We start from the raw sequence: 12,575 nt of genomic DNA on the forward strand, positions 1-12,575 counted from the left end.
CGGGGGTATTTCCTAATCAAGTTTACTTGTACAATGTGGGCATCTGTCTGCGTCAATGTGTATTTCCGACTTACAATGTGGACAGATTTTCGTAGTTGCTTCCTGTGGCACCTCATTATGAGTTCTTAACTTGTTCATTGCCTTAACAAGCAAAAATACCACAAATGCCATAATTATGAAATTCAAAAGTCCTGTAATAAATGTTCCATAATTAAGAGTGGCTGCCCCTGCTTTCTGTGCCTGTGCCAACGTATCATATTCTTTTCCGTCAAGGGATAAAAACAGATTGCTGAAATCAATTTTTCCCGTAAAGATACTGATAACAGGCATTATTATGTTGTCAACTAAAGACGTCACTAATGAATTAAAAGCTCCACCGATGATTACACCTACAGCAAGGTCAATCATGTTGCCTTTTAACGCAAACTCTTTAAACTCTTTTAACATAGATTATCTCCTCGTCATTTGTATTTTTTCTACTGTTTATATTATCACAGTTATTTCAAATATATAACCCCCAATTCCGTAAAAGAATCAGGGGTTATATATTTGTTTTTATTTTACCGGAACTATTGTATTTCCCCAGTCATAATCTACTGTTTTGTATTCCGGCGATACTTTCTTTAAAATGTTATTGTACAGATAATCATGTGCTGCTGCATTTGTGGAACATGCTTTCTGATACAAATAATCTGCTACATTATACACAGAATAATCATGTACATCACCATAAACATATTCCCCGGTTTTTTCAGGGCATTTTCTGTCATCTCACACTCTATAAAATCAATAATATAATATTCTGCTTCATTACCTGAGTCTTTTTGAAGTCTTATTTTTTCTCCTTTGTTAAGGGTTTCATTAAAAAATATCCGGCTTTTGTAATGTAAATTCAACATAATCCCCATTATTTTTTAATTTCACACCCTGTCTGCCACTTGCCTCTGACTGAATATCAGTACGGTAAGTCCGACTTTTCGCTAAAACTTCTGCATTAGTTGAAGCTGCCTCTGCATTTCCATAAACGTAGGCATTAACTTCCGACCACTCAGAGGTTGCCAGAAAATAAACCGTTGTGGATTCTGCTCCTTTAGCCGTGCTTATGTTTTCCGTACATATTATTGACATAAACATACAAACCGACATAATACATGCCATTATCTTTTTTATCATCATGGATACCAATCCCACCATAATTTTTATATGGCAAAAACAAATTAAAAAGGTTGAAAGAATGATTTGTTTTTTCCCTTCCTTTTCACATTTCTTTCAACCTTTATTAAATCGTCTATATTGATATCTTTATTTTATCATTTTTAAGTTTGCACTTATACTCTCCGTTTTTTATAAAACTCACATTTTTTTATTTTTTTAACTTTACTGTTTTGACTTTACTCCATTTTCCCGGATAAAGCTTTTTATTAACAACCTTTATTGCTCTTGCCTTTATGTAATACTTCTTATTCTTCTTTAATCCTTTAATCACCTTCTTTACGGACTTTATCACAACTTTCTTAGTTGTCTTCTTTGTAAATCTCTTTGAGGTTGAAACTTTAATCTCGTATTTTGACGCTCCTTTTATTTTCTTTAATTTAAGACTTATCTTTTTGTTGTTTTTACTTCTTAAGGCTCTTACCACCTTTGTCTTTCCGGGCTTTGTTACTTTATATGATGTATTTTTAGTTGTAGTCACTGTCTGCTGATTTTTTGTAGTAACTTCCGTAATATTTTCTTTAGTTTCCTCCTGCTGTTTTTTAGTAGTTTCAGTAGGTTTCACTGTTGGTGCCACAGTTGGCTTCTCCGTAGTTGTCTGACTGTTTACATAGTCAGGATCAGGTATTGTTGCTGTTGTAACAAAAGATACATTTTCAACTTTTACCTTAAGGGAACTTCCTGCATCAATAACATCCCCGTCATTGGCAATTCCCATACCAAACTTAAGACTTACTGTCCCATCAAAATCCTTAGGAATATTAACATCTGTTTCATAATAATATGGTTCATTTGCTTTTAAGGTAATGTAGCCTCCTGCTAAAGCATCCTCTGCATCATCTGCCACCTTTACAAATATTCTTTTATCTTTATCCGAGGTAATTGTACACTTATATTTATATGTATTTCCCGGATAATATTTAAGATTCATTAATTTTCCCTGTATTCCCCATATGCTGTCCTTATCACCGGTTCTTCCCACTGATGTGGCATTAATTGTAAATCCATCAGCTATTGTTCCGTTAGATGTAAGGGTTCCTGATGCGCCTGTCCATCCACTTCCAAAAAAATCTGACCATGAGCCGGTATATTTTGCTACAGAATCTTCCGTAACTGTAACATATGGGCCATCGTATTCCGTGGTAGGTGCCTCTTCCTTTTGCCATACCTTTACCCAATCCACATACATCACTGCTGTTTTGTAATCCTCAGGTGGTGTCTGCTTTCCTGTATACAGTGTACCTGTTCCACCAATAGCAAGGTTTAAAAGAAAATACTGATACTGCTGAAAACAATAGCTGTTACTACTGTTGAATTTTTCAGTATGATAGCTTACCCCATCCACAGTCCATTCAATATGTTTTTCGTCCCAGATAATACCGTAAGTATGCCAGTTAGTAATACCATTATTTACATTGTCACTAAAATAGTAATCCCCTCCCTGATATCTGTGGTCATAGTTTCCGCCAAATCCGTTGGGATTCCAGTGAATACATCCCCCAACATAATTTCTGTCATTGGCATGTTCCATAATGTCAAGTTCTCCATTATCAGGCCATTTACCTTTTTCACCCATCATCCAAAATGCCGGCCATACTCCTGACTGGTTCCCATTTTCCACCTTTATTCTTGCTTCCATCTTTCCATATTTAAAATTCTTTTTTCCCCTTGAAATAATACGTCCTGATGTGTATTTAAAATTCTTATAATTTTCCTTCTTTGCAGTTATCTTCAAATAACCATCTGACACGGAAATATTCTCCGGTCTGTCTGTGTAATATTCCGCTTCTCCATTTCCCCATCCCCAGTTTCCGTTTCCTATTTCATATGTCCATGTATTTGTATCAAGACTTGTTCCGTTAAATTCATCACTCCATACTTCTTTCCAGTCTCCTACCGCAGCCTTGACTTCTGATTGGTCATTATTATAGAAAGTAATTCCTGACAATAGCAGACTTGTAGCTAATATATAAGCTGTAATCTTTTTTGTTATCCTCATAATTTTCGTTCCTTTCGTACATTAGTAAGTGGCAATATTTGCCTTTAACATTTGCATAATTTATATACTTTAATATAAACAAATAAAATCGTTTTTATCAAGTTATTTGTACAAATTTCATAAAATTTATTTGTATTTTCTTTTTTATTCCAATAATTCTAATAAAAAAATCCTTTTTTTACTTTCATTATTTCCAATAGCATTTTTTAGATATAATTAGTATATACAAATTGTTTTTCTTTTAGTGTATACTAGCTTGTGACGTATAAGCAGTTTATACTTTAAATATTATTAAGTTAATTGAAAGGATTAGAAGAATGAATTACGAAAGTCTGGGGGGTAAAATTAAAGAACTAAGAATCAGCATGGATTTAACACAGGCTCAGGTAGCTGAGGCTTTAAATGTGACTCCCGGTTACATTAGCAATGTTGAAAACAACAGAACAGCAATGTCACTTAGAATACTTATTTACTATGCCAAGTTAATGAACATTACTCTTGATTCACTGGTTGGTCGTGTAGAACCTGAATACGAAAATACCGCTCTTGACAACGAACTTATAGGACTTATTAAACATATGAGCGATGAAAACAAACTTAAACTTATTAACACTATAAAGATTTGGAAGTAATATTAACAGTTACTACTTACTGTTTTATGGTACTAAAAAGCTGTAGCATATGGAGTTATCCACACACTACAGCTTTTTTAATTACCGTGTTTATTCAAATTTCTATTTCCCCGGTTTTACAACTATGTCATTCCAATTGTAGTCTACTTCTTTATAATTAGAATTTACAACTTTCAATATCTTGTCATACAAATAACTGTGACCTGAGAAAGTATTCATCTTTCTTCCCTGATACAATGTATCTGCAATAGAGTAAATTGTGTATGTCTTTACATCACTATACACATATTTACCATTCCTAAGCTGTGCATAAGCTCTTACCATCATTTTATCACTGAAGTATTTTGCTGTATTTACAAACTGCATTGTCATTGTATAGCTCTGTCCACCTTCAAAGGTACTGTATGAAATCGGACATTTACCTGCTTCTGTTGACTGATATGACTTAACTGAACTATTGCTACTGTTTACTACCATATCTGCTGCTGTTGCGTAATCTGACAAACCATATACCACACCTGAGCTTACAACTTCGTCATTAGGGTCTGCCACTGAATATACTACTCTGTGACCTTCTACAGTTGTACTAATCTGATATCCGTTAATTTCAATTGTAAAATCATCTTCCGGAGCCTGTGTTGGTGCTTCCGTTGGTTTCTCAGTAGGTGCCTCTGTCGGCTTTTCCGTAACAGGTACTGTTGTTTCTTCTGCCTTTTTGCTTACTGTTAAATCAGCTACATTACATGCTCCACTGTCTGCAACTATTGACAACTTATAGGTTCCCTTAGCAGGAAGTGTAATATCAGCTGTGTGATTTACAAATGTTGTCCATGAGTTGCTTGCTGTAATAGGAACTGTTGCCACTACTGTATCATTTAACTTAACAATAATGTTCTTTGCATTATACTGTGCATCCCCTGCTGCTAACGGAAGATTAATAGTATATGTTCCCTTCTGTGCTGCCTTAATATAGTAATCTAAGTATGAATTATTAACAAGATTTCCGGCATACTTAACATTTCCTTCTGTGTTAATTGTAATTCCTGATGTTTTATCACCATAGGAATCAATGCTGATGGTTCCCGGAATATCTGTAACTGTTGCTGTTGTTCCGCCCTTTCCAACTACTGCCGTGGCTGAATTATAAATAGCATTCATAAGGCTTAAGCTTGAGTTAGTTGTATCCTGACTGATTTCCCAAATCATAATACCGCCGGCATTTTCTGCTGCGAATTTTGCCTTCTGGGACATTGTATTAATACCGTTATAATAAACTGTTGTTCCATTAATAACAGCTGAATCATTGTATGCATTAGCTGAGTTGGCATTAACTATATCTGCATATGAGGCCCAGTTAGGTCTCTCATAGAAAGGTACACCAAGAACTACCTTTGATGCATCCATTCCCCTTGTTCCATGCCAGTAATTGTATGAATTTACAATAAGGCTGTATGGTGAATGTCCTGAGCCTGCATCTCCATCGTATGCCATAACGTTTATCCAGTCTACCATCTGAAGAACTTCATCGGTCTGGTATGTGCCACCTGTAGCCTGAACTGCTGATGTAAGAACTTTACCTCTTGATGTAAGTCCTGTTCTTAAATATCTCATAAATGATGTAAACTGACTTGCTGAACTTGCTGTAGGATATTCCCAGTCAATATCAACACCGTCAAATCCGTACTGGTCAACAATTGCAAGAATTGCATTAGCAAGAGACTGACGTTTTGCATCTGTATTTGTTGCATTTTCAAATACCCTTGCACACTCTCTTCCGTCTGAATATGACCATCCGCCTACTGCCACATTTACCTTAACATCATTAGCATGAGCTACAGATATAAGACTGTTAATAACACTGGCAGAACCGGATACTGAATCAATGGTTCCATTATCATTTGGCAACGCAAATGAATAGTTTACGTGGGTAAGTTTATCCCACTGTACTTTTGATGTAAAATCACCATACCAGTTAGGATAATAAGCTACTGCCTTAAAGTTCTTACCATATTTTCCACTTGTAGTAGGAATATCTACGCTTGCTTCTTCCTCTGTTGGTGTCTCTGTAGGCTTCTGTGTCGGTGCCTGTGTAGGTGCTTCTGTTGAAGGCTGTGTAGTTTCCTGCTGTCCACCATTTACCTTAGGAAGGGCTGCTGAATTTTTTGCTTCAAATGTCAGCTTTTCCCATGTTCCCACAGATGTACCTATAGCATGTAATATTCCTGCATTTGTATCATTAATATCTGCCTGAACATAATAATTATTTACATATGTTCTAAGGGAATATGTTCCATCATTGTTTTGTTCTACATAGAATTTTTCCCATGTTCCAATGTTGTTGCTTCTTGGAAGAATAGGATTTTCAGTATCTGTATTATCAAACACGGCACATAAATATTTATTATTTGCCCTTGACTGGAATGATACTGTTCCGTCTGAGTTATATACTACTCTGAACTGCTCCCACTCTCCCACAGATGTTCTGTCTGATATAAGTGCTGTCGTGCCGTAATTTTCAGCACATACATATTTTCCGTTAATATTTGTCTTAATTGAAAAATAACTGTCATCTGTAAGAGCTGTATCTGCCATAACTACTGTTCCAGGCAATGCAACCTTCATTACATTGTATACTAAACCGTTAGAGCCTTTATCACCTGTTCCTAAAGATGCTGCTCCCCACTTGGTTCTGATTGTTGCTTCTGAGTCATTCCAAATATCTACCTTATCTGTAGTCTTTTCTTTGTAAATGCCCCATGAACCTGAATTGGTGGTTTTGTATGACCAGGATGTATAATGCCATCCTTCTTTATTAAACTTGTCAAGTTCGTATGTCCATCCATCCTGTAAATCAAAACATGTAAACTCACCTATATATGTAGGTACCCCGTAGTTTGCATTATTTACGCTGTTTACAAGATTATCAACTGCATTTTTCTGTCCTGATAAATCACTTTGATAATCCCATGGATAATGATGGTATTCGTACATTACGTTAGTCCATCCATATGTACTTGGATTTGGGAGATTTGATGTTCCCCAACATGATTCCATAATAATTATATGATCCGGGTCAACGGAGCGTATTGCATTGTACATCTGATTGTAAAATGCCCAATGCTTTGAATTAGTTGTGCCTGCTTTTTCACCAGGCTCATTTAATGTGTCGTATGCAGCAACAGCCGGATTGCCTGCATATCTTGCAGCTACTACCTTCCAAAGTTCCAATGTCTGATTTTTCAATGTGTCATTTGAGAAAAATGTAACATCAGATACATTATCAATCACTTCCCCTGAGTGATCCTGTCCGTTCTGTGAACCAAAAGCACCATGTAAATCAAGTATTACATAAATGCCTCTCTTTGATGCCTGCTCTACAAACCAGTCAAGTCTGCTAAAGGCATTGTCTTTAAGTACCCAGGAATTTCCGCTTTGTCTGTAGAGATTCATATAAGTAAATGGTACTCTTATAACGCTCATTCCAAGGTTTTTACAATTATCAAAATCTGCTTCTGTCCAATAGTTTGACTCGTATAAATCCAACAGATTATACATTGTACTTTCTCCGAATCTGTTCTTTAACGTAGCCATTGTAGTTTTGTAATCCCCTGCGTTAGTTGCATTCATCCAGCTTTCCTGAACGAAAACTCCTCCTGCGTTAGTTCCCCTTAAATAAACGTTACTTCCTTTGCCGTAATTATTTTTGATGTAAGTACCGTTACATTTAAGAAAATCATTCTTTGTAAAACCTGTATCGGCAGCCTTAACTTCCTTTACAGTATTTCCTACAAATGAAATACCGCAAATAAGTCCAAGACTTAGGCACACAGCCATTGTCATTGCCAATACTCTCCTCCCCATCTTCTTAAAATATGTCATGTTTCCCTCCATTTTTTTATTTACATGAAATAAAATTTGTATACTAAAATTATATAGACTATCCTATTAAATTTCCATAAGATAAAAATGTTTTTACGTCTTCTCCGTCATTTTCGTAAATTTAGTTTTCTTTTCACATTTTAATTTGTCTACTTTATACAAAAAAGTTGTATTTATTTGTTTTTATCAACCAATTAAATGCAAAAAAAGGACAAAAACATACAAAAATGTTTTTGTCCCGTAATAATAATTAACAAACTATCTGTCTGACATTAATTTTTTTATTGCTCTTTTCAGTCCGTCAACGGACAGAGGGTACATATCCACTATTTCTTTTATCATATTTTCCGACTTCATCCAGTACATTTTTGACAAATCTCCGTGAAAGGACGGATTAAGCCATACACAGTGAGGATATTTCTTTTTAAACAGCTGCATCCACTCATGACCTGACAATCCGTTATTAGGCCCGCTATAGTTGCCGTTTTTGTCTAAATATTCCTCCTCAGCCATTCCTGCATCTCCTACTATTATGACTTTGTATTCCTTGTCATAATTTTTAAATGCCCAGGTTGTATCTATCCAGTCTCCTGAAACACACTCAGGAGTTTTGTACAACTTTGCATAAATGCAGTTATGGAAATAAAAGGTTTTAACATCCTTAAAATGATTAGCCTTGTGAACTGCCTGAAAAAGCTCATTGCACATTTCGCTGTAAGGATACATGGAACCACCGCTGTCAAAAAGCAGCATCAGCTTAACAGTATTCTTCCTTGGCTGCTCAAACTCCAACTTTAAATATCCACCTCTGTTACAGGTAGAATCAATGGTGCCATCTATATCCAGCTCTGTCTTTGGCAAATCAAGCTTACGTGAATACTGCCTAAGTTCCCTAAGTGCCACCTGAAACTGCCTCATGGTAAGTTTCTTGTCACGTCTGAAATCCTTGTAACGGCGTTCACCCATAACGGCAAATGCCGTTTTCATTCCTGCCTTGTCTCCTAGCTGAATACCTCCGGAATTTCTTCCGTTCTTTCCGAAAAAAGAACCACCGCCGGTACCAATCCAATACTTTCCTCCGTTATGTTCCGTATGCTGTTCTGCCAGTCTTTCACGAAACATTCTGTGAACCTCTTTAGCTTCCTTTTTGGTTCTTGTATCCTGAAACAATTCCGGATTAGTCATTTTAGCCTCTAAGTCACTGCCATTATGAAGCCACTGGTTAATTTTATCCATATTAATTTTGTCTTCTTTTATATTTTTAAAATATTCCAGAAAAGCAGCATCTAACTTATCATAATCCCCTTCGTTTTTAACAAAAATAGTTCTACAAAGATAATAAAAATCCGTAAAACTGGAATTGGCCAGCCCCTTATCAAGGGCTTCCATCAGGGTAAGCCATTCCGTGGTTGATATATCAAGGCCATTACTTTTCATTGTATAGAAAAAAGAAGTAAACATAAATTCTCCTTTAAATGCTTAGTCTTTTAACAGTTTCTAAATCCTCATCTTTTTTTACAAGTACACCTAAAAACGGAAGTTTTTTGTCTATATCCTCAGGATTTACACCGCCGATTGTAAGGGCTCTTAACCAGTCAATAAATTCAGATGTACTAGGTTTCTTCCTTATATCCCTGATATCCCTTATACGATAAAATGTGTCCAATGCCTGCTGAAGAAGGTTTTCTTCAAGGTTTTCAAAATGGGCATCAACTATCTGTTTCATGAGCTTTTTATCAGGAAAGCTAATGTAATGGAATATACAACGTCTTAAAAATGCGTCAGGTAGTTCCTTTTCTGCATTTGAAGTAATAATAACTATAGGTCTTATTTTTGCCTTTACGGTTTCCTTTGTTTCGTTAATGTAAAATTCCATTTTATCTAATTCCCAAAGCAAATCGTTAGGAAATTCCAAATCAGCCTTGTCTATTTCGTCAATAAGCAAAACCACCTGCCTGTCTTTCTTAAATGCCTCCCCTAATTTTCCAAGTTTAATGTATCTTCCTATATCATCTACACCTTCTACCCCAAACTGACTGTCGTACAATCTCTGGATGGTATCATAAATATAAAGACCATCCTGTGCCTTGGTTGTAGATTTAATATTCCATATAAGAAGCTCTTTGTCCAAAGATTTTGCCACGGCTTCTGCTAACATGGTTTTACCTGTTCCCGGCTCTCCTTTTATGAGAAGAGGTTTCTGAAGCTGCATTGCCACTTCAACAGATGCCATCAAATCATCTGATGCCACATAAGTATCTGTTCCCGTAAATTTTGTTTCTTTTGACATATTATTTTCCTTTCAGTTTTTAATGTGGTTTACATAATTTTAACATTCACATTATTATTAATTTTTACTAAATTCCATAAATTCAAGCCCCTCATTTCTGTCTAAAGCCATTTTTATTGACCACTCATTAGTAAATAAAATAAGAGGATTGCCCTTCATGTCTTTTACCTTCTTTGTATCACTAGGACACTTTAAACTGTTAAGGTCAGTGCTTTGATCCTTAACCCATCGAATATAATTATAAGGAAGTGAATCCAATCTTACGTCACAGCCGTACTCATTTTCCATTCTGTATTTCAGCACGTCAAACTGAAGAACACCTACAACTCCTACAATTATTTCTGACATTTCCAAATTGTAGTCCTGGAAAATCTGAATTGCACCTTCCTGGGCTATCTGGGTTACACCCTTCATAAACTGCTTACGTTTCATGGAATCTAATGCCACTAATCTGCAAAAATGCTCCGGTGCAAATGTAGGGATGCCTTCATATGCGAACTTTCTTCCCGGTGAACAAATGGTATCTCCAATGGAGAAAATTCCTGGGTCGAAAACACCCATAACATCACCTGCATAAGCTTCATCTATTACTTTTCTGTCCTGGGCCATAATTTGCTGCGGACGGGATAATCTCATTTTTTTGCCACTTTGCACATGATATACATCCTTTGTGGCATCAAACTTTCCTGAACACACTCTCATAAAGGCAATTCTGTCATGATGTGCCTTGTTCATATTTGCCTGAATTTTGAAAACAAATCCTGAAAAAGGTTCTTCCACCGGGTCAATTAATCCTTCATTTGACATTCTAGGCAATGGAGATTCCGTCATTTTGAGAAAATGCTCTAAGAATGTTTCCACACCGAAAGTTGTAAGGGCTGAACCGAAAAATACCGGTGACAATTCTCCCTTATCTACAAGTTCCTGATCAAAAGGTTCGCTGGCTCCGTCAAGAAGCTCCGTATCCTCCATTAACTGGTCATACAAATCATCCCCTATTTCCGCCTTTAATGCCTCATCCTCTACGCTGTATGTAGTTTCTGCGGCACTTTTTGAGCCACCAACTGAAACTGCCTGAAACATTGACACATTCTTGGTGTTTCTGTCGTAAACTCCCTTAAATTTCTTACCTGAACCAATAGGCCAGTTAATAGGGCATGTTTTAATTCCCAACACATTTTCAATTTCTTCTAATAATTCATAAGGGTCTCTTGCCTCTAAATCCATTTTATTTATAAATGTAAAAATAGGAATGTGGCGCATTACACATACTTTAAAAAGCTTGATGGTCTGTGCCTCAACACCCTTTGACGCATCAATTACCATTACTGCTGAATCTGCTGCCATTAATGTACGATATGTGTCTTCTGAGAAATCCTGATGTCCCGGTGTGTCTAATATGTTAATGCAGTATCCCTCATAATCAAATTGAAGGGCTGATGATGTTACAGAGATACCTCTTTCCTTTTCTATATCCATCCAGTCTGAAACCGCATACTTTGAATTTGCCTTTCCCTTAACGGAACCTGCTGTATTTATGGCTCCTCCGTATAAAAGAAATTTCTCTGTAAGAGTTGTTTTTCCTGCATCCGGATGGGATATTATGGCAAAGGTTCTTCTGTTTTCTATTTGTTGCTTTATGTTTATATCCATTGTTAATCTCCATTCTTAGATTAATTTTTCCCTAATTAGGTGCCCTTTTCTGAATTCCGCTGTTTTTATGGAAAAAGCACCTCTAAAAGTATAACGTATATTTTATTTTCTGCCAACACTTATGTTAATATTTATGGTACTATAAAATAAACAGATATTTCTATAATTAAAAACAATGAAAGGGATTATTATATGAAAAAATATTTAATTCAGGTACCTATATTTGTAGGATTATGTATCCTTGTTCTTTTTGCTTTTAACCATTTAAAGCATGAGCCTGTAACTGAGGTTGACCAGAAAGCTGACAATAGGATAACTGAAAAAGTGACCACTACTAATACTACTGTTTCTGAAACTACATCTTTAGAAGAAACCACACCCTCTGACACAACTATTACCCTTAGCTTTATTGGGGACTGTCTTTGTGCCACAGATGAAAATGCTTATTACGAAAATACTTTTAACGATGTGGCTGACGTAAAACCTGCTTCTTATTTTTTTGAAAAAGTAAGCTCTTATTTTCTTTCAGATGATTTCACTATTGGAGACTGCGAAAACGTGTTTTCTGACTCGAAGAATTTAAAGGTTAGCGACAAAGGTCAATATACAGACCCGAAAGTTGAAGCTTATTGGTTTAAAAGTAAAGCAAAAAATGCCAATATTTTAAGGGAAGGGGGAATTGATTTTGTTTCTATCTCCAATAATCACATAAATGACTATGGTGCAAAGGGACATGAGGATACCCGCAATGCCCTTGATGCAGCCAACGTTAAATGGGGTGAGGAAGGGAAAATTGTCTACTACCAAAAAGATGGTTATAAAATCGGAATAATATGTGCCAGCATGTATGGAACTTATGCTATTCCTTCCATTAAAGAGACAGTAGATAAGGCATCTAAAAAAAGTGATT

10 protein-coding genes are annotated in these 12,575 nt (G+C 36.0%); 2 read left to right on the plus strand and 8 right to left on the minus strand.

The window, feature by feature from the left end; translation table 11 throughout:
• Positions 1 to 12: 12 nt before the first annotated feature.
• From mscL to Q5O30_RS04290, 4 genes are all read right to left on the minus strand, one after another.
• Positions 13 to 447, minus strand: a complete 435-nt coding sequence (mscL, locus tag Q5O30_RS04275) for a large conductance mechanosensitive channel protein MscL (RefSeq protein WP_021952522.1) — start codon at positions 445 to 447, stop codon at positions 13 to 15.
• Positions 448 to 555: 108 nt separating this feature from the next.
• Positions 556 to 708, minus strand: coding sequence for a hypothetical protein (locus Q5O30_RS04280; RefSeq protein WP_186840622.1), 153 nt, complete (start codon positions 706 to 708; stop codon positions 556 to 558).
• A gap of 153 nt (positions 709 to 861) precedes the next feature.
• Entirely contained in the window at positions 862 to 1,176 is a 315-nt protein-coding gene (locus tag Q5O30_RS04285) for a coagulation factor 5/8 type domain protein (protein WP_021952523.1), read from the minus strand.
• Positions 1,177 to 1,363: 187 nt separating this feature from the next.
• Positions 1,364 to 3,211 (minus strand): family 16 glycosylhydrolase, encoded by a 1,848-nt coding sequence (locus Q5O30_RS04290; protein WP_021952524.1) that lies wholly within the window; start codon positions 3,209 to 3,211, stop codon positions 1,364 to 1,366.
• Positions 3,212 to 3,528: 317 nt separating this feature from the next.
• Between Q5O30_RS04290 and Q5O30_RS04295 the strand changes: the two genes are divergently transcribed.
• A complete protein-coding gene (locus Q5O30_RS04295) occupies positions 3,529 to 3,843 on the plus strand; it encodes a helix-turn-helix domain-containing protein (RefSeq protein ID WP_021952525.1) in 315 nt (104 codons plus the stop codon).
• A 102-nt stretch (positions 3,844 to 3,945) separates the two neighbouring features.
• On the opposite strand, the gene Q5O30_RS04300 is transcribed toward Q5O30_RS04295, so the two are convergent.
• The 4 genes from Q5O30_RS04300 to Q5O30_RS04315 all read right to left on the minus strand — a co-directional run bounded on the left by Q5O30_RS04300 (position 3,946) and on the right by Q5O30_RS04315 (position 11,665).
• Positions 3,946 to 7,722 carry a glycosyl hydrolase family 18 protein gene (locus Q5O30_RS04300; RefSeq protein ID WP_021952526.1) on the minus strand — a complete coding sequence of 1,259 codons (3,777 nt, stop codon included), beginning with the start codon at positions 7,720 to 7,722 and terminating at the stop codon, positions 3,946 to 3,948.
• A 258-nt stretch (positions 7,723 to 7,980) separates the two neighbouring features.
• On the minus strand, positions 7,981 to 9,159 hold the full coding sequence (locus Q5O30_RS04305; RefSeq protein WP_118589717.1) for a VWA domain-containing protein: 1,179 nt from the start codon (positions 9,157 to 9,159) through the stop codon (positions 7,981 to 7,983).
• 34 nt (positions 9,160 to 9,193) lie between these two features.
• A complete protein-coding gene (locus Q5O30_RS04310) occupies positions 9,194 to 10,012 on the minus strand; it encodes a MoxR family ATPase (RefSeq protein ID WP_021952528.1) in 819 nt (272 codons plus the stop codon).
• A gap of 57 nt (positions 10,013 to 10,069) precedes the next feature.
• The gene (locus Q5O30_RS04315) at positions 10,070 to 11,665 is read right to left on the minus strand and encodes a peptide chain release factor 3 (RefSeq protein WP_021952529.1); all 1,596 of its coding nucleotides are present in this window, start codon (positions 11,663 to 11,665) and stop codon (positions 10,070 to 10,072) included.
• 192 nt (positions 11,666 to 11,857) lie between these two features.
• Between Q5O30_RS04315 and Q5O30_RS04320 the strand changes: the two genes are divergently transcribed.
• Positions 11,858 to 12,575, plus strand: a 718-nt coding sequence (locus Q5O30_RS04320; RefSeq protein WP_302674575.1) for a CapA family protein, incomplete at its 3' end; no start/stop codon positions are given.

It is taken from the genome of Eubacterium sp. CAG:161 (genome assembly GCF_000432355.1).
Taxonomy (GTDB): Bacteria; Bacillota; Clostridia; order Lachnospirales; family Lachnospiraceae; genus Eubacterium_G; species Eubacterium_G segne.

What these genes read in the sequence shown, in the direction of transcription:
- Q5O30_RS04295 (WP_021952525.1), top strand. Translation starts at nt 3,529, where the DNA reads ATGAATTACGAAAGTCTGGGGGGTAAAATTAAAGAACTAAGAATCAGC.
- Q5O30_RS04305 (WP_118589717.1), bottom strand. Translation starts at nt 9,159, where the DNA reads ATGAAAAGTAATGGCCTTGATATATCAACCACGGAATGGCTTACCCTG.
- Q5O30_RS04310 (WP_021952528.1), bottom strand. Translation starts at nt 10,012, where the DNA reads ATGTCAAAAGAAACAAAATTTACGGGAACAGATACTTATGTGGCATCA.
- Q5O30_RS04315 (WP_021952529.1), bottom strand. Translation starts at nt 11,665, where the DNA reads ATGGATATAAACATAAAGCAACAAATAGAAAACAGAAGAACCTTTGCC.
- Q5O30_RS04300 (WP_021952526.1), bottom strand. Translation starts at nt 7,722, where the DNA reads ATGACATATTTTAAGAAGATGGGGAGGAGAGTATTGGCAATGACAATG.
- mscL (WP_021952522.1), bottom strand. Translation starts at nt 447, where the DNA reads ATGTTAAAAGAGTTTAAAGAGTTTGCGTTAAAAGGCAACATGATTGAC.
- Q5O30_RS04290 (WP_021952524.1), bottom strand. Translation starts at nt 3,211, where the DNA reads ATGAGGATAACAAAAAAGATTACAGCTTATATATTAGCTACAAGTCTG.
- Q5O30_RS04285 (WP_021952523.1), bottom strand. Translation starts at nt 1,176, where the DNA reads ATGATGATAAAAAAGATAATGGCATGTATTATGTCGGTTTGTATGTTT.